Source organism: Nostoc sp. (assembly GCF_036916975.1).
GTDB lineage: Bacteria > Cyanobacteriota > Cyanobacteriia > Cyanobacteriales > Nostocaceae > Nostoc.
This window is the reverse complement of the sequence record NZ_JBALFF010000126.1, coordinates 151,612-176,632: the sequence shown is the minus strand read 5'-3', so window position 1 is coordinate 176,632 and position 25,021 is coordinate 151,612. Positions and strand designations below refer to the sequence as shown.

At 39.8% G+C, this 25,021-nt stretch carries 20 protein-coding genes; 15 read left to right on the top strand and 5 right to left on the bottom strand.

From position 1 onward, the window contains the following. Window positions 1-91: 91 nt before the first annotated feature. From V7K73_RS29260 to V7K73_RS29245, 4 genes are all read right to left on the bottom strand, one after another. Window positions 92-589 carry a hypothetical protein gene (locus V7K73_RS29260; protein WP_334885520.1) on the bottom strand — a complete coding sequence of 166 codons (498 nt, stop codon included), beginning with the start codon at window positions 587-589 and terminating at the stop codon, window positions 92-94. A 552-nt stretch (window positions 590-1,141) separates the two neighbouring features. Next, window positions 1,142-1,546, bottom strand: a complete 405-nt coding sequence (gene vapC, locus V7K73_RS29255) for a type II toxin-antitoxin system VapC family toxin (protein ID WP_334885518.1) — start codon at window positions 1,544-1,546, stop codon at window positions 1,142-1,144. Beyond that, window positions 1,543-1,743 (bottom strand): type II toxin-antitoxin system VapB family antitoxin, encoded by a 201-nt coding sequence (locus V7K73_RS29250; protein ID WP_334885516.1) that lies wholly within the window; start codon window positions 1,741-1,743, stop codon window positions 1,543-1,545. Before V7K73_RS29250 ends, vapC begins: the two co-directional genes overlap by 4 nt. A 54-nt stretch (window positions 1,744-1,797) precedes the next feature. Next, entirely contained in the window at window positions 1,798-3,204 is a 1,407-nt protein-coding gene (locus V7K73_RS29245) for a response regulator (protein ID WP_334885514.1), read from the bottom strand. A gap of 750 nt (window positions 3,205-3,954) precedes the next feature. On the opposite strand from V7K73_RS29245, the gene V7K73_RS29240 reads away from it, so the two are divergent. From V7K73_RS29240 to rfbF, 4 genes are all read left to right on the top strand, one after another. Beyond that, the gene (locus V7K73_RS29240; RefSeq protein WP_334885512.1) at window positions 3,955-4,629 is read left to right on the top strand and encodes a vWA domain-containing protein; all 675 of its coding nucleotides are present in this window, start codon (window positions 3,955-3,957) and stop codon (window positions 4,627-4,629) included. Between the two features lie 50 nt (window positions 4,630-4,679). Beyond that, entirely contained in the window at window positions 4,680-5,462 is a 783-nt protein-coding gene (locus tag V7K73_RS29235) for a PP2C family serine/threonine-protein phosphatase (RefSeq protein ID WP_334885510.1), read from the top strand. Window positions 5,463-5,518: 56 nt separating this feature from the next. Further along, on the top strand, window positions 5,519-7,687 hold the full coding sequence (locus V7K73_RS29230) for a tetratricopeptide repeat protein (protein WP_334885509.1): 2,169 nt from the start codon (window positions 5,519-5,521) through the stop codon (window positions 7,685-7,687). A 511-nt stretch (window positions 7,688-8,198) separates the two neighbouring features. Further along, window positions 8,199-8,972, top strand: coding sequence for a glucose-1-phosphate cytidylyltransferase (gene rfbF, locus V7K73_RS29225; protein WP_229555979.1), 774 nt, complete (start codon window positions 8,199-8,201; stop codon window positions 8,970-8,972). Between the two features lie 85 nt (window positions 8,973-9,057). Here rfbF and V7K73_RS29220 read toward each other — a convergent pair whose 3' ends face one another. After that, window positions 9,058-9,195 (bottom strand): hypothetical protein, encoded by a 138-nt coding sequence (locus V7K73_RS29220; protein WP_334885508.1) that lies wholly within the window; start codon window positions 9,193-9,195, stop codon window positions 9,058-9,060. Window positions 9,196-9,262: 67 nt separating this feature from the next. Between V7K73_RS29220 and lhgO the strand changes: the two genes are divergently transcribed. The 11 genes from lhgO to hepC all read left to right on the top strand — a co-directional run bounded on the left by lhgO (window position 9,263) and on the right by hepC (window position 24,888). Then, window positions 9,263-10,477 (top strand): L-2-hydroxyglutarate oxidase, encoded by a 1,215-nt coding sequence (lhgO, locus tag V7K73_RS29215; protein WP_334885506.1) that lies wholly within the window; start codon window positions 9,263-9,265, stop codon window positions 10,475-10,477. A 428-nt stretch (window positions 10,478-10,905) separates the two neighbouring features. After that, window positions 10,906-11,943: an NAD-dependent epimerase/dehydratase family protein gene (locus V7K73_RS29210; RefSeq protein ID WP_334885504.1), complete on the top strand. Its 1,038-nt coding sequence runs from the start codon at window positions 10,906-10,908 to the stop codon at window positions 11,941-11,943. 101 nt (window positions 11,944-12,044) lie between these two features. Beyond that, the gene (locus V7K73_RS29205; RefSeq protein ID WP_334885502.1) at window positions 12,045-13,313 is read left to right on the top strand and encodes a class I SAM-dependent methyltransferase; all 1,269 of its coding nucleotides are present in this window, start codon (window positions 12,045-12,047) and stop codon (window positions 13,311-13,313) included. A gap of 201 nt (window positions 13,314-13,514) precedes the next feature. Beyond that, a complete protein-coding gene (locus tag V7K73_RS29200; RefSeq protein ID WP_334885500.1) occupies window positions 13,515-14,522 on the top strand; it encodes a glycosyltransferase family 2 protein in 1,008 nt (335 codons plus the stop codon). Window positions 14,523-14,571: 49 nt separating this feature from the next. Then, window positions 14,572-15,423: a phytanoyl-CoA dioxygenase gene (locus V7K73_RS29195; protein WP_334885498.1), complete on the top strand. Its 852-nt coding sequence runs from the start codon at window positions 14,572-14,574 to the stop codon at window positions 15,421-15,423. Window positions 15,424-15,588: 165 nt separating this feature from the next. Next, the gene (rfbC, locus tag V7K73_RS29190; protein WP_334885496.1) at window positions 15,589-16,146 is read left to right on the top strand and encodes a dTDP-4-dehydrorhamnose 3,5-epimerase; all 558 of its coding nucleotides are present in this window, start codon (window positions 15,589-15,591) and stop codon (window positions 16,144-16,146) included. A gap of 305 nt (window positions 16,147-16,451) precedes the next feature. After that, entirely contained in the window at window positions 16,452-17,690 is a 1,239-nt protein-coding gene (locus V7K73_RS29185; RefSeq protein WP_334885494.1) for a glycosyltransferase, read from the top strand. A gap of 345 nt (window positions 17,691-18,035) precedes the next feature. Beyond that, window positions 18,036-19,349, top strand: a complete 1,314-nt coding sequence (locus V7K73_RS29180; protein WP_334885492.1) for an NAD(P)H-dependent oxidoreductase — start codon at window positions 18,036-18,038, stop codon at window positions 19,347-19,349. A gap of 249 nt (window positions 19,350-19,598) precedes the next feature. Continuing rightward, the gene (locus V7K73_RS29175; RefSeq protein WP_334885490.1) at window positions 19,599-20,699 is read left to right on the top strand and encodes a glycosyltransferase; all 1,101 of its coding nucleotides are present in this window, start codon (window positions 19,599-19,601) and stop codon (window positions 20,697-20,699) included. Between the two features lie 128 nt (window positions 20,700-20,827). Next, window positions 20,828-23,056 (top strand): GumC family protein, encoded by a 2,229-nt coding sequence (locus V7K73_RS29170; RefSeq protein WP_334885488.1) that lies wholly within the window; start codon window positions 20,828-20,830, stop codon window positions 23,054-23,056. A gap of 1,082 nt (window positions 23,057-24,138) precedes the next feature. After that, window positions 24,139-24,888 carry a heterocyst development glycosyltransferase HepC gene (gene hepC / locus V7K73_RS29165; protein WP_334885486.1) on the top strand — a complete coding sequence of 250 codons (750 nt, stop codon included), beginning with the start codon at window positions 24,139-24,141 and terminating at the stop codon, window positions 24,886-24,888. Window positions 24,889-25,021 lie beyond the last annotated feature (133 nt).

The following is a 25,021-nucleotide window of genomic DNA, read 5'->3' as shown; positions in this document are numbered from 1 at the left end:
CCAAATCGCGTGTAGTTTTGCGTAAGTCCTAGATAAGTAAGTCGGCGTGAAAAAACTAAACCATGTAAAAATAAGTAAATACTCAGGTCATCTAGTTTTTACTAACAACAATTGTAGCAATGTAGTCTTTGATATCGATCATCTTTCCGCTCTGTGGGTACGGGGAAACCTCTGTCAATTTCACCGAATAGTTATCTAAAAATTGAATTGGTAAAGAATCACGACCTGGTATAAGGGTTAGCATTAATGTTGAAACTTGCTTACCATTTTTTATGATGTCTAATCCAATAATAACTTGCCCTTGCCAAATACAAGTTACTTTAGTTGGACACCGAGAATCCTGGATAAATTTTGAAAATTTTATTTCAATATTTTCAGTGGGCAGATAAGCTGTCTTTCCATATTTAAGATAAAATGGAGTATCTAAACTAGTTCCCACTCTAGCCATCAATTTTTGATGATTACCTTGAGTAATTGATTGGACTTGTATGCTTGAAGGCTTCATATTTGATAAGAGTCCATAGCTAGGAAAAGAATTTCCTCCACCAATAAATGTTAATATAACTGCTGCGCTCACTACACTTTTCATTTCTTATACTCCAGAGTCAGGAATTTTTATTAGTTGAGCCAGAAAGCAGACTTATAAATTGTTCTGTTTTCTGCTAGAGTGAAGCTTTAAAACACAAAACCCAATTAGCTAATTTTTGTGTAACGCCGAATAACCCGTCGTAGACATCGCTTGCATAACCATTACGATTGAGAGCCGTTTGGCTTCTCATGCTTAGGCTAGAATCCCATAAAACCAGCAATCTAAATACACAAGTTTTGTTCTGACTACAAGAACTTCAACAGCACTTTTAAAATAATTCGTTGCTTAATTTATCTTGAAGATTCACTCTAGTTTTACTTTTTAGCATTATTACTCCATAGTTAAGCAATTATTACATTATGTAAAAGGGACATTATTTTTTCTATATTCTCAACAAGCCCAGCTTTTTGCGATGAGCAACAACCACGATTTTACAAGACTTTGGGCGAATTATTATCTGTTAGGTTGTTAGGTGCGACGCCGAATATCCCGTCGTAGACATGGAATGAGATTAAAGTCTCTAACTTGAGTGCAGGGTTAAGTAGCGTAGACTTAGCATTGAAACAATGTTATTGAAATATGCTGACTGAAATTATCAAAATCTTTATCTGTGGTTATTATTCTGTAATTTCTCCGAGCGGCTGCGGAACAAATGAGAAAATCTGTGTTTGCACCTTGAATACCATTGCTCCTGCAAATGTTATAAAACTCAGAAGCAAGTTCATAGTCTTCCATATCTAACTCAAGATTCGGAAATGCGCGGAGATAATTTTTCAGCCGATTGTATTGGTTGGCGTCACGAATCCCAGAGAGAATCTCTTGTCGGACACCACCCAGCAAAACAACTCGACCATCAGTAATTAATTCTCGTAACATTGCAACATGGGGTGAGTCGTCAACTTTATAATTGCGTCTGAGAGCTAAAGACCAGACTGAAGTATCAACAATGACTTTCATCGACTCCGGCGCTGTTGCTTGTAATCATAATCATCGTCGTATTCAATTGTGTCAAATAGTTCCAGGATTTTCAGTTGCTTTCGACGTTGTACATACTCTCGTAATGCCTCTTCAACAACGGCATTCTTAGTTGGATGACCACCAAGTTCGAGAGCTTCCTTAATTAAGTTTTCGTCAATTTCTAGATTAGTACTCATGTGTAGATTATCGCACAAAGTCATGTGCCGAAAAAACTCATTGGATTGATTAATTTAGGTCAAATGCATAAAGACTATTTTCAGTAATTCGGCGCGAGTAAACGGTTTAGTCAAATATCCAGATGCCCCAACTAGTTTGGCTTTGACTTTATCTACAATCCCTTTATTACCAGTGACAAAAATGATCGGAGTCTTTTGAAATATGGAATTATTTCGTATAATCCGGCACAATTCATAACCGTCGATTCCTAACATGTTTAAATCCAACAAAATTAAATCAGGTTTGTGCCTTATAATTGACAAAGCGGCTTTTAGTGGATCGTTGATAGTCACTACAGAAAAACTTTCATTTTCTAAGAAACGGCTAATTTCTTTGAGAATTGTGGGGCTATCATCTACAGAAACAATTTTGTGGACTTTTTGTGCCGTTACAGTAGCAGCCGTTACTATTTGGGAAGCCAGATTTATGCTATTTGATATTGTTGGTTCCTGAAAGTTCTCTTGGCATGGAGGAGAAATCTGTGGTAATGGTTGAACAGGAGCTATATTCTCTTCAGAAATATCTAGGTAAGAGTTGACGGTGGTACTTAGTTCTTTGTTGGTGTCAACTAACCCTTTGATGAATTTTGACAAAAGCGTAGGCGTAACCCGTGGTAGACATCGCTCCTCAAATACCTTTGGTAATTTATCATAAGGTGGATCGGCTTCATGCAAAATAATCGCCCCATTAAGTATGTAAGGGTATAAGATGTGAGCCAGTTGAATTTCATCTTGATTCAAAATTACCGCCAGATGACAGAGGCTGAAACCCTGCATCCAAGTAGTTAAAGCTGGCTGGAGTTTTGGTAAATCTTTTTCCTGAATTTTGCTGTTAATTAACAGATAGGGACGTTGATATGGAGAAGAAATTTGGGGAACAAAAGCTTGCCACTTTTGTAATTTTACTTGGCAACGTTCTAAAATTTTCTCTACATCTAGCCTGCAAATCATTGCCATTCTATTAAGTGGTTCTGTTAATTCATAAGTTCCTTCTTTGATAAGTAAAAATGATTCAATTACCTCTTGAACTAATTCTTTAATCAGCACTGCTGCTTGTGTAAAATGTAAATATTGTTGACTAACAAGCCAGGATATAGCCTGATACTCAGGAGGGTGGCTTCTGGAATTGCTGTCATCTGCGATTAACTGAGCGTATGCATCAGGTTCAAACATTAGCCGTACTTGAATACGAACTTCGCTGGTAAGCAGGGGAATTTGCTGGCTGAGGCGACGCAAATAACGTTCTAGCCGGTCAAAAGGTTCCACTGAATGGGTAGCGTAGGTTATTCTTCCCTGTTCTAGGTAAATCGACCAAGTAACTGAGTTACTCAATGCTTGCAAACAAGTACTGTCGGAGCAATTGGATAACTGTCTTAACAAACTTAGAGGACGTAGTTTGGTGAATGCACCAGAATTATTCATATTTATCAAGTTTTTTGCGGAATCAACAACCGAACATTTGTAAATTGAAAATATCAAATGAAATATTTTCTTCTTTGTAATATTTCTCTCCGTACAAAATATTAATTTTAAAATATGTATATATAAACAAATAACCTCTTAGACATTTCTTGTTACATTTAGCACCTTCTACTTAATTTATTTATCTCAAAAAAAAGTAAGTGGATAGGAATAAACGTAAACAACTATCATAGCTAGACTATCAGTACATGTTAGTTACTTCTAGATTTTACTTACTAGCGACAACTATTGAGTCAAGACCTTAATAATGATGTTTATTTATGCCCACTCACTTAAAGGGGTAAATTTTACTCAAAGTTCTCGTAGTTACACTGCTATACTTTTAGAGCTAATCAGCTTAATTATGGTTAATTAATTTTATGTAAAAGAAGAATTATTCTACATAAAATCTTTAAAAAGTTATATAGGAAAGTTTACGTATTTATTGTACTGTAGGGTTAATGGATAGAATTTTTGGGTAGATACCTTACAACAGTGAATGCTGTGTTTTGATAAACTCTTTTTTGCTAAACCAAGCTGTCCTCAAGTTCTTCTTAAATATGTCGAGAACTTCATGAAAAAAAATTGTTTAATAAAAATTAGAGCATCTACCACTAGCTACTATATTCTGCAAGTCGCCTCGGCGACTGGAATTATATACTCTGAGAAAAGGAAAATAAGGCTTTGAACTTTAACATAACACAAAAAGTTATGGATGATACATTAAGACTTGATGAAGTAGTAGAATTTGCTGAGAACCCAGAACCACGTTGTCCTTGTGTACTGTTACTAGACACATCTGGCTCGATGCAAGGAGACCCGATTGAGGCTTTAAATCAGGGTTTATTAAGTTTGAAAGATGAATTAGTCAAAAATTCTTTAGCCGCAAGACGGGTGGAAGTGGCGATCGTAACTTTTGATAGTAATATCAATGTAGTACAAGACTTTGTGACTGCCGATCAATTCAATCCGCCAATTTTGACAGCCCAGGGATTAACTACGATGGGTGCAGGAATTCATAAAGCTTTAGACATAATTCAAGAGCGGAAATCTCAGTATCGTGCCAATGGGATTGCTTACTATCGTCCTTGGGTATTTATGATTACCGATGGAGAACCACAAGGCGAGTTAGAGCATGTGGTAGAGCAAGCATCCCAGCGACTACAGGGAGATGAAGCAAATAAACGTGTAGCATTTTTTACAGTTGGTGTAGAAAATGCGAATATGACTCGTTTAAATCAAATAGCTGTGCGTACACCCTTAAAGCTTAAAGGATTAAATTTTATCGAGATGTTTGTCTGGCTGTCAACTAGTATGTCGGCTGTTTCCCATTCACAAGTGGACGAACAGGTAGCATTACCGCCGATTGGTTGGGGGACTGTTTAATTTAAAATTGCAGCTTGATGTTTACACAGCTAGCTGCTGGAAAAAAATCTATGAACATATCAAAACAGATTGCTCAATGGCGGATTGTGGCTGCATCTGTATGTGGTACAAGTCACTTAAAAAACAATCAGTTATGTCAGGATGCTCATCACTGGCAGGTATTATCAGATAACATTTTAGTGGCGGCGGCAGCAGATGGCGCGGGTTCTGCATTACTTGGGAAAGTGGGAGCGATGATTGCTGTGGAGACAGCAATAGAAAACATTTCCACTCTTAAACTCACCCAGAAAATTTTGACTGATGATGCTTATGTGCGATCGCTCTTAAATGATGCCATATTAGCCGCCAAAAAAGCTGTAGAGCATGAGGCAGCTACTTGTGACAAACAACCTCAAGATTTAGCAACTACCTTAATTGTGATGGTTGCTACACCAGAAGTTGTAGCTGTAATGCAAATAGGTGATGGTTTGGCAGTGGCAAAAGATGGCATGGGTAATCTGTTGGCACTTACCATACCTGATAGCGGCGAATACATCAACGAAACCACTTTTTTAACTTCACCTACTGCCTTAGATACAGCGCAGATGAGAGTCTGGCGCACAGACATAGTAAATGTTGGCATCATCACCGACGGACTACAAATGCTGGCTTTGAATATGGTTGTTGGCGAACCTCACAAACCCTTCTTTTTTCCCCTGTTTGAATTTGTAGCTAATACCGAGGATAAGACAGAAGCGAAGGAGCAGTTGGTAAAGTTTTTACGCTCAGAGCGGATTACACAACGCACTGATGATGATTTGACACTCATTATAGCTGCATTCAACAACTCATAAGCAAAAAATTTACAGGTTTCACATCTTACAATAACTCCGTTAGCGGTAATTTCATTATGCAGGTACTACGTTGTTCCCCTAGAAAAGAAATCCTCAGTCTCAATGTCAGTTTGGGACGTGGCGGTGAGGCTTGTGTTTATGCGGTGCCATCTGATAACAACTTGGTGGCAAAGATTTACCACAAGCCAACGACTGCCCATGCTGATAAACTCCAAGCGATGCTTGCCAACCCGCCAGAAAACCCAACGGCGAGTTTAGGGCATATTTCTATCGCTTGGCCAGAGGATTTATTACGGGCGGCAGATGGCAAAAATATCATCCTGGGTTTTTTGATGCCACGCATTCAAGGGATGCGTCCAATCATCGACTTTTACAACCCCAGAACCCGCCGCCAACACTGCCCCCTATTCAACTATCAGTACCTGCTCCGCACGGCTCGTAACTTAGCGGCGGCAATTGCTGCTTTACACGCAAGTGGATATTGCATTGGTGATGTGAATGAGTCAAATATCCTCGTCAGTGATACAGCACTGGTGACTTTGATAGACACAGACTCTTTCCAAGTACTCGACCCAAACACCAATGTTGTTTATCGCTGCCCAGTGGGTAAACCAGAGTTTACCCCACCAGAACTACAGAATAAAACTTTTGCCCAGCACGATCGCGAAATTTCTCACGATTTATTTGGGTTAGCGGTGCTAGTATTTCAACTCTTAATGGAAGGCACCCACCCATTTTCGGGGATTTTTCAAGGCGCTATTGAGCCACCGCCCTACGAAGCCCGCATTGCATCGGGTCATTTCACTTACAGCCAAAAGCGTTACGTACCTTACCTGCCGACACCGATTGCACCCCCTTGGGAAATTCTTCATCCCAGCTTACAAGAACTATTTGTCCGTTGTTTTGAAGAGGGTCACAACAACCCACAGTTGCGCCCCAGCGCCCAGGCTTGGGTATCAGCAATTGCTGAAGCCGAAGATTCCCTGATTACCTGCACGACAAATCCTCAGCATCGCTACAACAACCACATGCGTAGCTGTCCCTGGTGTGAACGTACCGTGCGATTAGGCGGACGCGACCCCTTCCCATCACATCGGGCTATAGAAGCTAAAGAACATCTCCAACCGCGAATCAAACGGAAAAAGCAGTACACCCAGACACCGCATTTTCCACAGCGAACCATGTCACCGCACTCAGGTAATTATTGGCAGCCAGTAATTAGCCCAAGCGGTACATCTTATAAACCTTCCAAGAAGTCAAAGTTGTACCCGATTATTTGTTGCTTGCTGGGTTTTGGTTTATTGGGATATGCGGATGTAATGATTAAATTTACTCAGCCGTTGGTTTCCCAAAATGCTTACACTCAACAAACACTGATGTCTCGCCAGACAAATAACAAACTCAGCTTCGCTGATTATTATCAGCAGGGTTATACTGCTTACAAAGACCGAGATTATGAAAAAGCAATTGCCAGCTTTAGCGAAGCAATTACACAAGAACCGACACATGCCAGAGCGATTGTAAATCGTGGCAATGCCCGCTATAACATGAAAGACTACGAAGGAGCAGTTGTAGATTATAGCCAAGCTCTCAAAATCAATCCCAATCAAACCAAAGCTCTGGTGAATCGGGGTAATGCCCGCTATATGCTCGCCGACTATAGCAACGATCCCGATCTAGAGTATAACCTAGCGATCGCAGACTATAATCGCGCCATTGGTCTGAATAATAATGAAACTGAAGCTTATATCAGACGCGGAATTGTCCGCACCCAAATGGCTAAATATAGCGGTGAATCTCAACAAGCTTACAAAAAAGCGATCTCCGATTTTACTCAAGCCATAAAACTTAATGTATCCAAAGCAGAAGCTTACTTTCAACGTGGTGTAGTCTATTATCAAATTGCTCAATATAGCAGCAATTATGAGCAAGAATATCATCAAGCGATCGCTGACTTTAACCAAGCATTAGCTATCAGCCCCAAACTAGCAAAAGTGTATCTCAAACGAGGTATGGTTCGCTATGAACTAGCACAATATGGCGGTAGCGAATCTAACAAAAATCAGGCGAAAGCTGTCGAGGATATACAGGCATCTGCCAAAATGTTTCTTGAACAAGCTGATATGGATAACTACCAGCAAGCACTCAGTAACATGTGTGTAGTCGTAGAAAACAAATGTGACCCTTTATTCCAAACTTCAAGTAATGTGGAAAAAACTAACTAGAAACAAGTAAGTTTTATCACTTGCATATTATTGGTTTAGATTTCAAAAATCAAGCCTGATTAGGGTTAGCGTCAGCTAACCCTAGTTATTTATTGGGTAACAATTATATTTATATTGAGTAATTTATTTTCCAATTTTTAAATATTCATAGAGCTTTTATATAGAAAAGATTTTAATTTATATTTCCTTCATAATTTTGGCAAAAATAATAGTTAGATTATGGACGGAGAAAAAGAAAAAATAAATCAATTTTTCTCTATCTAAGTGCATCCTCTTCATGTCGATAAAGTCAAGCAATTTTGGATTTTGGACTTGTCGTGAGCATTCAGTCGAACGATTTGGGATTTTCGATTAAAAGAGTTTTTTGATACATGCCCTCCTATAAAAATGGGTAGAACAAATCAACTCATAGGCTCGTGACGTTCAATCACTAATCCCAAATTGCAAATCTAAAATCTAAGATTGGCACGGTTAAATAATATAAATCTCTACAAATCTCCGAGGTAATTGTATGAAAGCGGTGATTTTGGCTGGAGGACTTGGTACACGCCTCAGTGAAGAAACTAGTATCAGACCTAAGCCGATGGTTGAAATTGGTGGTAAGCCAATTCTCTGGCACATAATGAAAACTTACTCAGCCCACGGCATTAATGACTTCATTATTTGTTGTGGTTACAAAGGTTACATAATTAAGGAGTATTTTGCTAACTACTTCTTACACATGTCAGATGTTACCTTTGACATGCGATTTAACCAGATGAACGTGCATTCTGGTTATGCTGAACCCTGGCGTGTCACCTTAGTAAATACGGGTGATAATACAATGACAGGCGGACGCTTAAAGCGAATCAGCGAACATCTTGGTAATGAAACTTTTTGCTTTACTTATGGTGATGGTGTAAGTAATATTAATATCACCGAGCTAGTTAAATTTCATAAAGAACAAAAGACCTTAGGAACACTTACAGCCGTTCAACCAGCCGGACGTTTTGGTGCTATTTCTTTAGGATATGAGCAAACTAAAATCACCAGCTTTCGAGAGAAACCTGAAGGTGATGGAGCTTGGATTAATGGTGGTTATTTTGTGTTAGAACCAGAAGTAATCAATTTGATTGCTGATGACTCTACCGTGTGGGAGCAAGAGCCATTAGAAAAGCTAGCTGATATGGAACAACTATCGGCTTTCAAACATGATGGTTTTTGGCAACCGATGGATACTTTACGCGATAAAAACTACCTAGAGGGGCTATGGAAAAGTACTCAAGCCCCTTGGAAGGTTTGGTAAGAGAAGAGTTAGGAGTTAGGAGTTAGGAGTTAGGAGTTAGGAGTTAGGAGTTAGGAGTTAGGAGTTAGGAGTTAGGAGTTAAGAATTATCCCCTCATCTCCCTCATCTCCCTCATCTCCCTCATCTCCCTCATCTCCCTCATCTCCCTTATCTCCCTTATCTCCCTCATCTCCCTTATCTCCCTTATCTCCCTTATCTCCCTCATCTCCCTTATCTCCCTCATCTCCCTTGTCCCCACTCCCCACTCACAATTTTATAGATTTACTGTAATTTCAAGTACAATAATCCTAATGTATGATTTTGCGATTATCGGCGGAGGAATAGTTGGACTCTCGACAGCGCTGGCTTTAGGAAAACGCTATCCCAATGCCCATATTTTAGTAGTAGAAAAAGAGAGTCAATGGGCATTTCACCAAACCGGCAATAATAGCGGTGTAATTCATTCTGGTATTTACTACAAACCAGGGAGTTTCAAAGCTAAATTTTGTCGTGACGGTTCTCGCTCTATGGTAGAGTTTTGTCAAGAGCATGGAATTGAGCATGAAGTTTGTGGTAAGGTAATTGTCGCAACAGAAGAACAAGAACTACCACGCTTAGAAAATCTCTACAAACGTGGCTTAGACAATGGCATAGAAGTTAAGAGAATTAGCCCCGAAGAAGTCAGAGAAATTGAACCTCACGTAAAATGTGTAGGTGGACTTCGGGTATTTTCAACTGGTATTGTTAATTACAAGCAAGTTTGTTTGAAATATGCCCAGCTAATTCAAGAGCAGGGCGGGGATTTACACCTGAATACAAAAGTTCTGAAAATCTCCCCAAGTGGTAAAAATCAGGTACTGCAAACAAACAAAGGTAACTTTGAAACCCGCTTTGTAATTAATTGTACTGGATTGCATAGCGATCGCACTGCCAAATTAGGTAAAGTTGAACCCCAAGCAAAAATTGTGCCATTCCGGGGAGAATATTACGAACTCACAAAAGAAAAACGTTATCTGGTTAAAACTCTAATTTATCCAGTTCCCAATCCAGATTTTCCGTTTTTGGGTGTTCACTTTACCCGGATGATTGATGGTAGCGTCCATGCAGGGCCAAACGCGGTTTTGTCACTCAAGCGCGAAGGTTACAAAAAAACCGACTTTGACTTACGAGATTTTCTTGAAGTCATCACCTATCCTGGGTTCTGGAAATTGGCAGCAAAACATGCTGATGAAGGGATTCAAGAAATCATTCGTTCTTTTAGTAAAGCAGCCTTCACCAGAAGTTTGCAAAAACTAATTCCTGAAGTTCAAGCAGAAGATTTAGTTCCCACCCATGCAGGAGTTCGCGCTCAAGCCTTAATGAACGATGGTAAGCTTGTAGACGACTTTTTGATCGTTTCTGGTCAAAACTCCATTCATGTTTGCAATGCTCCTTCTCCTGCGGCTACATCTTCTCTAGAAATCGGTAAAGCGCTTGTGGCAGAAATTCCCCAACTTTCGCATCTAGATATTGCAGTAACTGCATAGATAACATAGTTATTACTTCCGGGCTGCTGAATAAAAGGATGAATCTTGTATAGTGGGCATCTTTTACAGCCTGGAAATACAAGGGATGGGTATCTTAACCATCCCACAAGAAAGTGTAGTGCATCAATTAAGAACCGCTATAGAGTGCTGTTATCTAATGGGTTAGTCGGCAAACTATGTAATGATTGTTAGCCCATTTATATATAGCGCTTCTGGGTTGAGTCCAATGACCTAACCCCCGACCCATTCCCTACAAGGGAATGGGAGTAAGATTCAAAGCCTCTCTCCTCAAAGGAAGAGAGGAATGGAAGTGAGGTTATTTACATACAAACGAAAAATATAGCGGTTCCCTCTCGGATGTAACACGTAGTAGGGCGAACATCTGTGCGCCCCTAATTTAACTCATCAATACAAAGGCATTAACTACAATGAAAATATTAGTAACTGGAACAGAAGGCTATCTAGGTTCGTTATTACCCCCTCTGTTAATTGAACGGGGACATGAAGTTATTGGTCTAGATACTGGTTTTTATAAAGTTGGTTGGCTGTACAACGCTAATGGGGTGACACCTAAAACCCTCAACAAAGATATCCGCAACATCACCCCTGATGATTTAGAAGGTGTTGAAGCAATAGTTCACATGGCGGAACTCTCCAACGACCCAGCCGGACAATTAGCACCTAATATTACCTACGAAATTAATCATGTAGGTTCAGTTCGTCTAGCTAGCCTAGCTAAGGCTATGGGGGTGCGTCGTTTTGTATATATGTCTTCGTGTAGCGTCTACGGTGTTGCTACCGCAGGTGATGTCACAGAAGAATCCCCAATTAATCCCCAAACAGCCTATGCAGAATGCAAAACTCTCGTAGAAAGAGATGTCAGACCACTCGCTGACGATGATTTCTCTCCTACATTTATGCGGAATGCAACTGCCTTTGGTGCTTCTCCCAGAATGCGCTTTGATATTGTTTTAAATAACTTAGCAGGGTTGGCATGGACTAGCAAACAAATCAAAATGACCAGTGATGGTACACCCTGGCGGCCATTAGTCCACGCGCTGGATATTTGCAAAGCAATAGTCTGCGCCATAGAAGCACCACGGGATATTGTACATAACCAAATCTTCAACGTAGGAGATACAGCAAATAACTATCGCGTCAAAGAAATCGCAGAAATTATTGCTGATATTTTCCCAGATTGTAAATTGTCCTTTGGTAACAACGGTTCAGATAATCGCAGCTACCGGGTATCCTTCGAGAAAATCAACACAATTTTACCTGGATTTAAGTGTGATTGGAATGCCCGACTTGGTGCTGGGCAGTTATTTGATTTATTCAGTCAAATACACATGGCTGAAGATACTTTCTTGTTTAGAGGATTTACCCGCTTAAAGCAACTAGAGTATCTGATTCGGACTGAGCAAATTGACAAAGATTTTTTCTGGAATAAAAAACAGTTAGAGTAGCCTAACAGCAGCGAAAAAATAAACTAAGTTTCCGAATCAATCCTTTTTGATTCGGACTTATTCCATCTATCAAATTATTTGCAATTAGTGAGTTAAAGTTTATGGCGATCGCAAAATGTCGTTTCAGTGGTCAACCCCTGCACAAAACCTTTATTGATCTAGGAATGTCGCCCTTCGCAAATGCTTATTTGACAGCAGAACAACTAAATAATGCCGAGAAGTTTTATCCTCTCCACGCTTATGTTTCTGAAGACACTCTTTTAGTTCAATTAGAACAGTTTGAAACACCAGATCACATTTTCAGCGATTATGCTTATTTTTCTTCATACTCGGTAAGTTGGCTAAAACACGCCAAGGATTACACGGATATGATGGTAGAAAACTTTGGCTTTAATCATCACAATCAAGTTATTGAAATTGCCAGTAATGACGGCTACCTACTGCAATACTTTTTAGAAAAGGGAATCCCTGTTTTAGGAATAGAACCAGCAGCAAATATAGCTAAAGTTGCTGAAGATAGAGGCATTCCTAGTATTAACAAGTTTTTTGGAGTTGAAACTGCTAAAGAGCTTGTGATACAAGGAAAACTAGCTGACCTTTTGATAGGTAATAATGTTTTAGCTCATGTACCAGATTTAAACGATTTCATAGCTGGAATCAAACTCATCCTCAAACCTAATGGCATTTTGACGATGGAGTTTCCTCACATTTTGCAACTTATTCAACAAAATCAGTTTGATACTATTTATCACGAGCATTTTTCTTATTTTTCATTCCTGACTATCGAAAAAATTTTTGCAGCACACAACTTGCAACTTTTTGACGTAGAGGAATTACCAACTCACGGCGGTTCTTTAAGAATTTATGCTAAACATGACTACGCTGATAATCACAGGATTAGCGACCGAGTTAGCCATCTGAAAGCAAAAGAAATCGCCGCTAGGCTGCATCAGATAGAGACTTACATTACATTTGGAGAAAAAGTCAAAGAAACAAAGCGCAAGCTATTAAATTTTTTCTTGACGGCTAAAGCAGAAGGTAAATCAATCGCTGGTTATGGCGCACCTGCTAAAGGTAATACATTGCTCAATTACTGTGGAATTGGTAAAGATTTTATCGATTATACAGTAGATTGCAATCCCTACAAGCAGGGATTATTTCTACCTGGAACTCATATTCCCATCTTTGAACCAGATAAAATCGGCGAAACCAAACCAGATTATCTCCTAATATTGCCTTGGAATCTCAAGGAAGAAATTATGGAACAAATGGCATTTATTGGCGAGTGGGGTGGACAGTTTGTAGTACCAATTCCTGAAGTTAAAATTTATCCATGTCCTGTTCCTGATCGGCTTTTAATAACCTTGTAATTACTAAATGTGAGGGAAGATACGCTTTTTGCTACTAATCATTTAATTGCTAGCATAATAAACGGTTATTGACCAGTAATTAAAAAGCGTATCTCCTGGAAAATTGGTTATTGAATCAAAAACAATTAGATGAAAAAGCAACTTAGTAATTAATAAGCTGTTGTTACTGCCAATATTCTTAACTACAGAATTGAACTTAATATGAATAAATTGCTTACCATTGCCATTCCTACATTCAATCGGGCTGGGTTACTTGATAAACAATTAGCATGGTTAGCTCAAGCTATTAAAGGTTTTGAAGCTGATTGTGAGATTTTAGTTTCTGATAATTATTCAACAGACAATACTCAAGAGGTGATCCAAAAATGGCAAGTAATACTTAGTAATATTACATTTAAATCAAATAAAAATCCTAAAAATTTAGGCTTAGTCAAAAATATTATGTATTGCCTAAATTCTACAACAACAAAATATGTTTGGACAATTGGTGATGATGATCCAATTCAAGATAGAGCTATTGCTTATGTAATTAGCAAGCTCAAACAACATGAAGATTTATCATTATTGTTCCTCAACTTTTCTGGGCGGAACCAAATTACTGGTGAACCAGTTCATCCACCCACAATTGTTGGTAATCGCTGGTTTGATATAGATAGTGAAAATGGTGATAATGATGGGAAAGCTATATTTGAACATTGTTTCTCAAAAAGTGTTGGTGCAGTTATTTTTCTGACTGCTACAATCTACCGCACTGATTTAGTGAAACGCGCTCTCAAAAATTGGCAAGATGCAGAGAATAACTGGATATCTTTAGCTTATTTAGCCGGTTATTGTGCTGCTAATGGTAGTGTAATTGTCACTAAAGAGACTTATTTAGAATGTGTTGTTGGTGTGAGTTACTGGCAGAAAGAACCAAAATCTGCACTGTTAATGCAATACAAACATATACCCGAAGTGATTTTGAAACTGGAAGAGAATGGATATTCTAAGCAGTTTTGTAGGCGGATGCTTTTGCATAACAGTAAAGAAGTCAACTGGAAAGTTTTCTTGGGTGCTTTAAGAAGATGGCCGATGTCCGCCATCAAGATAGTAGTTCCATTTTTGGCTTTAGTCAGCTTGTGTGCTTTTGACGTGATGTTTTCTAAAGAGTTTGGATTAGCAGAATCAAGCGAAATACCGACTCAAGAAGTGCGGAGTTATAAGCCCTAAGCTCTTAAATTGCTAACAAATATGTATCAAAAAGAGGAGGATTTACGCCATGTTTAATGCAATTAAGCACAAAATATCTACACTGTCTTCTGACTTTGAATATTACGTAGCCCGTTGGAAGCATAGCAGAAATTTACCAGCATTAGAAGGAAGCGATCGCACCATTCTAAATGCTCTCAAAAAAGATGGCGTTTACGTCACAACCCTTGCAGATTTAGGGTTCAACTCTAGCTCAGAACTGCTCAAAGCTTCTTACCATCAATTGTCTCAGATGGAAAATCCCAACAACGACCATTTAGAGCAAAAGTTACCCCAAATTTGCACAGTTACAGGTTTACCAGAATTTTATGCCTGGGGAATAGAGAAAAGACTGCTCAATATCATCGAAAATTACATTGGTCTTCCCATTGCTTTTCATGGTGTACATTTACGCATAGATTTTAATAATAAACATCAGTTTGGCACGCTGTTATGGCATAGCGATGCAGAAGACCGGCGGATTATCAAAATCATTATTTACTTGAATGATGTAGAAGAAAAAACTGGGCCTTTTGAATATATCCCTCGCTCTTTAACTTCCTTATTTAGTTGGAATTATTTTCAACTTTACTACAAACTTTGGAAGTCACGCTATATGGGTATCGACGATGAACAAGTAAAACCAGTCATCCCCAAATCAGCTTGGAAATCCTGCTCAGGACCAGCCGGTACTGTGATTCTTGTAGATACGAAAAATGCTTTGCATCACGGCACAGTTCGCACAGAAGACCGGTCAACACTATTCTTGTGTTACACCGCCAATCCTCCTGAAAGACCAGACCTCTGTACCCAATACTGGGATGATACTTATCCTAGAGCAGATTTCCGTTCTGCATCTGATTCAGTTAAAGTATCAACTTAAAAATGTTATCGCCGGAAGAATATCTAATTTAATTAACCGCAGAGGCGCAGAGAACACAGAGGAAGAGAAGGAAAGAAGTTGCACCCAATTTGTAGGTTTAGGATATCTCTGAGCCTCTGTGGTTAGTTTATTTTTTTACTCAACATTCATCTCAAAGGAATCATAATGATTTTCACCGAAACTGCACTTAAAGACGCATTCATTATTGAGTTAGAAGAAAAGCCTGACCACCGTGGTTTTTTTGCTCGGTCTTTCTGCGCTCAAGAATTTGAGGCACACGGATTAAAGCCAACTGTTGCTCAATGTAACCTGTCTTTTAATTATAAAAAAGGCACTATCCGGGGAATGCATTATCAAATTCTGCCAGCAGCAGAAACAAAATTAATTCGCTGTACTAAAGGCGCTATCTATGATGTAATTATTGATATGCGTCCAGAATCTCCTAGCTTTTTATCATACATTGGCGTTGAGCTAACCCCAGAAAACCGCCGCGCTTTGTATGTTCCAGAAATGTTTGCTCATGGCTATCAAGCACTCACAGATGAAACTGAAGTTGTATATCAAGTGGGTGAATTTTATACGCCAGGATATGAAAGAGGTTTACGCTATGATGACCCATTCTTTGCCATTGATTGGCCTCTAGATGTAACTGAAATATCTGAGAAAGATTTAAATTGGCCTTTGTTGAGAATGATGACTGTTGGCGGTACAGTTTCTAGATAATTATAGACTCTTTCTCTGCACTAGCCGTATGTCCCAAAAGTTTTCAGAGGTTCGTGGTGTTCAGATCCCCGACTTATTCAAGAAGTCGGGGATCTCGCAGACTCGCAAAATTAATCGGACAAACCACTAGTCGTATGTCAAGTTTAAATTGATGGGTAAGTTCGTAGTAAGGATTTTAGTCCTTATCCTCTAAGCACGCTTTGTGCTTATTACAAACTTTTGATTACTAGCTTAGACATTGTACTGGCACAACACACCGGCTCCTCTGCATGAGGTAATACAATAATTAATTAGGATAGAAATAAATGCCAAATAATCTTCTATCTCGTGTCGGTAATACTATCTCTTTTGTCTCTAAAAAAGTCCAAGCTCGAATCAATTACGCTAAGAGCTTACAGGTTGTTTCTCTAAAGCCTAAACAGCCTTCCAAAGGAAATGTACTTCTTTCTTATCGGATTGAACCATTCCTGTTAAAACCTGGTCAGCCAATGCCTAAAGACCATACTTGGTACTGGGAAGTTTGGCAAATCGCCCAAACTTTTTTAGGCTTGGGTTACAATGTTGATGTTATCCAGTTCCACAATGATAAATTCGTTCCTCAAAAAGATTACGCATTTTTCATTGATATCCGTCATCGAATGGAAGCGCTTGCACCAAAACTCAATAAAGATTGCATCAAGATTTTTCACGTTGACATTGCTAATATGGTGTTTCGCAATGCAGCAGAATGCAACAGGCTTCTAGAATTACAACGTCGCAAAGGTATCACCTTAAAACCACAGCGATTTGAAGTTCCTAACTTGGGAATTGAATATGCCGATTGCGCGATTGTGTTGGGTAATGATTTCACAACTGATACATTCAAGTATGCCAATAAACCAATGTATCGTATCCCAATTTCTTCGCCTGTGGTTTATCCTTATCCCGACAATAAAGACTTGGAAGCGGTAAGAAAGCGTTTTCTGTGGTTTGGTGGTAGTGCTTTAGTCCTTAAAGGATTAGATTTAGTTTTAGATGCCTTTGCCCAAATGCCGGAATATCATTTAACAGTTTGTGGCCCGGTAAGTAATGACAAAGAATTTGAGCAAGCTTTCTATAAAGAACTATACGAAACACCTAATATCCACACTTATGGTTGGATTGATGTTAGTAGCCCTGACTTTATAAAAGTGACAAATAACTGTTTAGGGCTTGTTTATCCTTCTGTTTCTGAAGGACAGTCAGGAGCAGTAATTAGTTGCTTACAAGCCGGGTTAATCCCGATTTTGAGCTACGAATCTGGTGTAGATGTTCACGATTTCGGTGTGATTTTCGATAATCTTTCCGTTGAACAAATTAAGGACAAAGTTAGAAATATTTCCAACTTGCCTGTTGAAGACCTAAAGCTGATGTCTCTTAAAGCATGGGAATACGCAAGAGCAAATCATACCAAAGAAAAGTTTGCTCAAGTTTACAAAAATGTTGTGGAGCAAATTATCGAAAATCACAGCCAGGAAAAACAGACTGCTTCCACAGCATCTAGCAAACAACCAGTTAGTATTTAGCCTTGGTGATTAGAAAGAAATTGCGGTTATACAAACAGGACTTACGCAAAAACTCTCTCAAACTCTTATTCCTCTGTGTTCTCTGCGTCCTCTGCGGTTCGTTTTTTGGTCATTTTGCGTAAGTCCTAACAAACTTTCGTCCGCCTGCGCGGACTGATAAAAATTAAGGGTTTAAAACCCGCGCAGGTGGGTTTTGTCTGTGTAGCCGTGACTTATAGTCGCTTGGTGCAAGCTAATTTTAATTACCATGAAAATGTACTTAATATTTAGCTGTAAAAAATTATTAAGTGCAAAATTATCCAGAATTTGTATCACAACCAACAGTTCCAAAAAGGAGTTTAGTTCATGATTATTATCGATCGCGCCTTACAAGCCAGAGCAGCAGCAGGAAATCCTATCAAAGTGGGAATGATTGGTGCTGGTTTTATGGGTCGAGGAATTGCCAACCAAATTGTCAATTCAGTGCCAGGAATGGAATTAGTTGCTATCTCCAATCGCAAGATTGATGCAGCTAAACAAGCTTATTCCGAAGCTGGAATTGAAGATATTCAAGTTGTTGCAACTGTCAGCGAATTAGAAGATGCGATCGCAACCGGTAAATATGCAGTCACAGAAGACGCTAAGTTACTGTGTCGCGCCCAAGGCATCGATGCATTAATCGAAGTCACAGGTGCAGTGGAATTTGGCGCTCACATCGTCATGGAAGCGATCGCTCATTGCAAGCATGTGATCATGATGAATGCCGAACTCGACGGCACCATTGGCCCCATCCTCAAAGTCTATGCTGACAAAGCAGGTGTGATTCTCAGCGCCTGTGATGGCGATCAGCCAGGGGTGCAAATGAACCTTTACCGCTTTGTAAAAAGCATTGGTTTAACTCCCTTATTGTGCGGTAACATTAAAGGACTCCAAGACCCCTATCGCAATCCCACCACCCAGGAAGGATTTGCTAAACGTTGGGGTCAAAAGCCCCACATGGTGGCTAGCTTTGCCGACGGAACCAAAATTTCTTTCGAGCAAGCGATCGTTGCCAATGCCACAGGGATGAAAGTCGCCAAACGGGGAATGTTGGGATATGACTTCAACGGTTATGTCGATGAAATGGCCCATATATATGATGTTGAACAACTCAAAGAACTGGGCGGCATTGTCGATTATGTAGTTGGAGCAAAACCTGGCCCTGGGGTATATGTATTTGCCACTCACGACGACCCCAAGCAACAGCACTATCTCAACTTATATAAATTAGGCGAAGGCCCACTTTACAGCTTCTATACTCCTTATCACCTCTGTCATTTTGAAGTTCCTCTGTCCGTAGCGCGTGCTGTCCTATTCGGTGATGCGGTTATGTCTCCACTAGCAGGCCCCTTGGTAGATGTTATCACCACTGCCAAAATTGACCTGAAAGCAGGAGAAACCTTAGATGGCATCGGTTACTACATGACCTACGGACAATGTGAAAATTCCGATATCGTCCAACAGCAAAATCTTCTACCAATTGGTTTAGCCGAAGGATGTCGCCTCAAACGAGATATTTCTAAGGATCAAGTCCTCACTTATGAGGATGTAGAATTACCCGAAGGCAGACTGTGCGACCAACTAAGAACTGAGCAAAACAACTATTTCGCCTCAGAAAAAATCTTGGTAGCAGTTGGATAATATCGGTTCCAAAAATATTTGTAATAAATGAATTGGCTGTAGGAATGTAAAGTCAGGGCGAATAGAATTCGCGGCTACACAAACGAAGTCCACCTCCGTGGACTGAGGAAAAATTGAGGGTTATTAACCCACGGAGGTAGGTTTTGCATGTGTAGGCGCGGTTTCTAACCGCCGATTTAACTAAAGTTGTTGATAATAACTTGCTGGGGAGCGTTGAAACAAACCTGATCGAAACTTTAGGTCAAATTCATGAAAATTGCTCTAGTCCACGATTATTTAACCCAGCGAGGTGGGGCAGAGCGTGTGTTTGAACTGCTTTGTAAGCGCTATCCCGAAGCAGATATTTTCACATCTCTGTACGATCCCGAAAAAACTATTGATTTAGGCGATCGCATAGTCAACACAACCTTTTTACAAAAAATTCCTGGTGCAGTAAAATATTTTAGGTCAATGGCTCCTTTATATTTTCCTGCCTTTCGTTCGTTGGATCTGCAAGACTACGATCTAATTATTAGCAGTAGCACCAGTTTCGCCAAAGCAGTGCGAAAAAATCCTAATGCCCGTCACATTTGTTTTTGTCATAATGTCACCCGTTTTTTATGGGACACAGCAACTTATTTAAGAGAGTACGGAGACTATAGATATTTTGCTCCTTTAATCGAACAAATATTTCAAGTAATGAGAAAGGTAGACCTAAAATATGCACAGGAACCTGACCTTTACATTGCTAATTCTAGTGTTGTTGCCCGCCGTATTGAAAGTATTTATGGCAAAAAGGCAATGATGGTAAATTATCCAATTGATACTAGCAAATTTCTTTTTTCGGATATAAAAGAAGAATATTATCTGGCCTCAGCCCGGATGATTAGCTATAAGCGCCTTGATATAATAGTCGAAGCTTTTAATTGGCTAGGATGGCGCTTATTAATATCAGGTGATGGGCCAGAACTTGCACGGTTAAAATCTAAAGCATTAAAAAATATTGAGTTCTTGGGACACGTAAGTGATAGAACCCGCAAAGACTTGTTTTCCAAAGCCAAGTCTATTATTGTCGCAGCATTAGAAGACTACGGATTAGTTCCAGTAGAGGCTAATGCTAGTGGTACACCAGTTATCGCTTATGGTGCAGGTGGAGTATTAGATACTCAAATTCCAGGTGAAACAGGAGTCTTTTTCAAAAGACAAACACCCGAATCTCTACAAATTGCATTACTAGAAGCTAATGGCATTTCTTGGGATTACGATCGCATCCGTAATCATGCAGTAGCAAATTTTTCAGAAAATGCCTTCTTTGGGAAGGTTGAGCAAATTATTAACCAAGCTTGCGGTGTGCATCAAATACTCATTTGATAAAGTAATCTTTTTCTACTATAAGATTACCTATTTATTTTTATCTCTCCTTCTGAGTGGTTCGTAAAAAGAATAGGTATTATTCGGGATATCTCTTAGCGTAAGTCTTGAAGACAAGGATAATAAAAGTGGTTCAAAGTAGTCTAAATCCTCATATAACTCAAGTTACAGAAACTGAACCAAGCTACGGACAATTGTTTGCGGTATTTTTGCGAAGATTTCCTTGGTTCCTAGCAGTATTAATTACTTCTATTGCTATTGCAGGCATGGTAACTTTAAAAACCAAGCCAACTTATAAAAGTTCAATGCAACTTTTAGTAGAACCTAACTATCAAGGTAAAGCAGAAGGAGCGGGGGTAGACAACCAATTTACCGACTCTAATGTGGTCATAGATACTGCAACCCAGCTTAACTTGATGCAAAGTTCGGGACTTATCCAAAAAGCAGTTGATAAACTTCAATCTGATTATCCAGATATAAGTTCAGCTGAAATTAAAACTTCCTTAGTTTTAACTCAATTAAGGAGCAAAGAAGATAATGTTGCTACTAAAATATTTCAAGTTGAATACACTGCCGGAGATCCAGAAAAGACACAAAAAGTTCTGAGCGCAATTCGACAAGTTTATGTGGAATATAACAAAGAACAACAGAGTTCGCGTTTACAAAAAGGTCTGCAAATTATCAGAGAACAGTTAAGTAAAGCTAGTGAAGAAGTAAACGCGGCTGAGACAAATTTACAAATGTTTCGCAGAAATCAGAACTTAATTGATCCAGAATCACAGGCCAAAGCAATTGAGACAGCTTTGAATAATATTGCCCAAGAAAGACAGGCAACTCGCGCTCAGTATGGCGAAGCTTTAGCACGCCAAAAATCTTTAGAAGAACAACTTAACCGTTCTCCTCAAAATGCTTTAGTTGCTTCTCGTCTGAGTCAATCTACTCGCTATCAAGGCTTACTAAACGAAATCCAAAAAAGCGAACTCGCGCTAGCACAAGAACGCTTACGCTTTACAGATGAAACTCCGAGTGTGCAAAAGCTCAAAGAACAGCTTCAAAGCCAGAAGGAATTATTGCAACAAGAAGTAGGAAGAACTTTAGGCGAAAAGTCTGCTGGTACATTCACAAATGGAGACTCTCTTCTGGAAAAAGGACAGCTTGGGCAAATTGATCTCAGCCTAGCTGGTCAGTTGGTAGAAACACAGACAACTATAGTTGCTTTAACTGCTCGCGATCAAACTTTAGCCCAAAAAGAAAACGAGCTACGTTTTGAAATCAAACGCTTCCCGCCTCTTTTAGCTTATTACAATCGGATGTTACCGCAGTTGCAATTTAGCCGTGAAAGGTTAGAGCAGCTTTTAAGAGCAGAACAGCAATTGCGCCAAGAACTTTCTAAGGGTGGATTTAATTGGGAAGTTGTAGAAGAACCTCAAAAAGGTGGACAATTAGGCCCCAATCTTCAACAGAACTTGCTGTTAGGTGCTGTGGTTGGGTTTATGTTAGGAGGCATTGCTGCCTTTATTCGAGAATCGGCTGATGATGCGGTTCACACTACTGCTGAATTAGAGAAGCAAATGGCCATGCCGTTGTTGGGAACAACTCCCAAATTACCGCCAGCCAAACCCAAAGAATCAATGATTAAGTTGCCTTTTGGTAAGCCAGAAGTTCTCGCTCCTTGGACAATTCAGGTATTGCAATCTCCACCGCGTTGGGAATCACTGGATTTGATTTACAAAAACATTGAACTTTTAAATACTGTTGCTAACTTAAAATCTTTGATGATTACCTCAGCTTTAGCCGATGAGGGTAAGTCAGCTTTGGCGTTGGGTTTGGCAATGAGTGCTGCGCGTTTGCACAAAAGGGTACTGCTGATTGATGCCAATTTACGCGCTCCTAGTCTGCACGAACAGTTGAATCTTCCTAATGAACAGGGGCTTTCAACTCTATTGGCGAGTGATGCAAATCTACCCAACCAAATTAGTTTTCAATACTCAGGTTCCGCCTACATTGATATTTTGACTGCTGGCCCCAAACCTGCTGATCCAGCTAATCTGTTGAGTTCCCCTCGGATGATGGAATTAATGGCAGCATTTGAGGAAAACTATGATTTGGTACTCATAGATGCTCCGCCAGTTCTCGGCTTGGTGGATGCCATGCTTACCGCATCATCTTGTCGGAGTGTAGTTATGGTGGCAAGCATTGGGATTGTGACGCGAAGTCAGCTTAGTCAAGCTACAGCCATGCTGAGTAAGTTAAATCTGATTGGGGTTGTAGCTAATGGGGTATCCAACTCTAGTAGTAATTACGTACCTTATATCAAACAACAGCAATTAGCTCTGCGTCAAGCTGTAGAAAAATAGTTAGTCCGGCGATGAAAGATCCCCGACTTTTCTAAGGAGTTGGGGCTATTCCTGCCAATTCAGGTTATATGGAAAAGCCCACAAAGACCTAACCCCCTAACCCCCTTCCCGACACGGGAAGGGGGAAAATTCAAAGTCTTTCTCTTTAATATTTAGAGAGAGGGTTTTTTAGATATCGAATTTTGCCCTCACCCCCAACCCCTCTCCCAATATTGGGAGAGGGGAGCAAATTCTCCAGTTTCCCGAATCACAATTTTGGGAGAGGGGAGCAAATTCTCCAGTTCTCCGAATCACAATTTTGGGAGAGGGGAGCAAATTCTCCAGTTCTCCGAATCACAATTTTGGGAGAGGGGAGTAAATTCTCCAGTTCTCCGAATCACAATTTTGGGAGAGGGGAGTAAATTCTCCAGTTCTCCGAATCACAATTTTGAGAAAGGAGAGCAAATTCTCCAGTTCCCCTTCTCCCAATTTTGGGAGAAGGGGCTAGGGGATGAGGGCAACTCTGGAACACTATCTCTTACCTGACTTATACGTTAAGTTGACACCTATGCACAGGTGTACCAACCTATGTTTTTTATGAACAAAATTTAATTTTATTGCGATCAGGAAAATTTCAGTATATTTATGCTATCTTTATGGGTTATCAGAGAAAACACTGGCTCTTTAAAGAGTAAATAAAGAATTTATTTGAGCGATCGCTATTTCTACATACTCTTATATTCTAGAGATTAAAGCACCTTCAAAAAGGCTAGAAGACAACAGGGGACTGGTTTTGTTAATATCGACACAAAAAACACCACAGTGCAATTAAACGTCGATATAGATTCATGGGTAATTTGCCTCTACATTTTTCTACTGTCAGTAGTTACCGGAAAATACTGATTGCTCATGAATATTGATAGTAACGTTAATTTGTAAACCTCTACACCAGCAGAATTCTGAGTGGCAAATAGCAATAACATATTTTGCCCTCAATTACCTCTAACTTTTTGGACTGACACAAGATTCGGATTTGGGTCTAAGGCATTGATAGCCTTTGATAACGCCTCAGCAATTCACTCCTGTATAAACCCAAAGACATTATGACAACTTCAATAATTCCAACTCTAGAGAATTTATATGATGTAACCCAGCAACATCAAGATAATGGTGGGTACTGCACACTCCAGTGGCGACGGGGTAAGCTGTTGGTGAAGCCGCTTGGACGTGTGAAACAACCATATCTGCCTTCATTAAATAGTAAGCGATCGCTAGTAGAATGCTTACAACATTCTCCCGTCAGTTTGGTAAGCATAGATCCCAAATTGGGTGAGGCTTTGCTCAGATTTTGGGCAGATGCATGTGAAGAAGCTCAAAAACCAATATTCCTAAGCATACCCGCTAGTAAAAAACTCTTTAACCAACCCTTCTTGCGACTAATTGATTGGATTGCTGCTTTGGTGTTGCTGCTATTAGTAAGTCCAGTCATGTTGGGATTGATTGTGTTAATGCAGGTTTACTCGCCAGGGTCAATTTTTTGCCGTGAGTGGCGTGTTGGAGAACGCGGTAAACTGTTTTGGGCAATGAAGTTTCGCACGCAAAACATCACACTGCTAGGGCGTTGGATGGGTAAATCCAGTCTCGATAATCTGCCACAATTATTTAACGTGCTGCGGGGTGACATGAGTTTAACCGGATCTCGTTGTTGGACTTTAGAAGATGCAGTACAGCTAAATAAATTACCAGAAATTAAAGCTTCGTGGAAAGTAGAAGCACAGTCTCACCTGTTAAGTAAGAGGGTCAAATTAAATATAAAACCTCACCTTGTCTCCGGCTTCCCCCGACAAGACTAAGGAGAGGGATTGAGGGTGAGGTTTATTATATGTTTAATTACGTCTAAGTAAGTGGGCGCAAATAATCATCACTGGTTCGTAGTTGCGCTTTAGCGCATCTTTATCCGGATGCGCTAAAGCGCAACTACGAGCC